Origin of the sequence: Streptococcus sp. GMD1S (assembly GCF_000296875.1) — a bacterium.
In the GTDB taxonomy this organism is placed as follows: Bacteria; Bacillota; Bacilli; order Lactobacillales; family Streptococcaceae; genus Streptococcus.
Genome location: NZ_AJQY01000378.1, coordinates 1 through 1,017 on the forward strand (window position 1 = coordinate 1; position 1,017 = coordinate 1,017).

At 41.9% G+C, this 1,017-nt stretch carries 2 protein-coding genes; both read left to right on the forward strand.

Going from position 1 to position 1,017, the window contains the following annotated elements; translation table 11 throughout:
• Positions 1-471: Hsp70 family protein (locus tag GMD1S_RS10470; RefSeq protein ID WP_000452440.1), on the forward strand; the 471-nt coding region annotated here is incomplete at its 5' end.
• A 382-nt stretch (positions 472-853) separates the two neighbouring features.
• Positions 854-1,017 (forward strand): DnaJ domain-containing protein (locus GMD1S_RS12050; protein ID WP_008283021.1); only part of this gene is annotated, 164 nt, incomplete at its 3' end.

Consider the following 1,017-nt stretch of genomic DNA (forward strand, 5'->3'; position numbering starts at 1 on the left):
GGTATCGTGTCTGTTAAGGCTAAAGATCTTGGAACTCAAAAAGAACAAACTATTGTGATCCAATCTAACTCAGGTTTGACAGACGAAGAAATCGACCGCATGATGAAAGATGCTGAAGCTAACGCTGAAGCAGATAAGAAACGTAAAGAAGAAGTAGACCTTCGTAACGAAGTAGACCAAGCTATCTTTGCGACTGAAAAGACAATCAAGGAAACTGAAGGCAAAGGCTTCGACGCAGAACGTGATGCTGCCCAAGCTGCCCTTGATGACCTTAAAAAAGCTCAAGAAGACAATAACTTGGACGAAATGAAAGCGAAACTTGAAGCATTGAACGAAAAAGCTCAAGGACTTGCTGTTAAACTCTACGAACAAGCCGCTGCAGCCCAACAAGCTCAAGCAGGAGCAGAAGGCGCACAAGCAACAGGAAACGCAGGAGATGACGTCGTAGACGGAGAGTTTACGGAGAAATAAAATAGTCCAGTGGACTATTTTATCCCGAGCTTTAAAATCAGAAGAGCGAGGGCGTTAAGAATGAGGAATCATTAAAATGATTGTCATTCTACGGCAATCGCTATGGCGACTTGCTAAAAGCCTTACTCGTTCAAAAAAAGTATAATCGACTTTGCTTTTGAATGTCGTAATGATAGGAAGAAATCCAGAGGTTGCAACCCAGCCTCTGTTTTTCGGTAAAAAGGGATGGAACCTGATTTGTTTGGGTTTTGTCTCATCAATATAAAAGAAAGGAATTGAACCCGACCTAAATTCTCGGAAAAAAGAGAAATCTGTCTAGGAGCATCGCTCCAGCGTCAGATTTCCTATTTTTCAGTCGAATTTTACGGTCTTGGTATCTTGTATGAACAATACTGAATTTTATGATCGTCTGGGGGTGTCGAAAAACGCTTCGGCAGACGAGATCAAAAAGGCTTATCGTAAGCTTTCGAAAAAATATCACCCAGATATCAACAAGGAGCCTGGCGCTGAGGAAAAATACAAGGAAGTTCAAGAAGCCTATGAGAC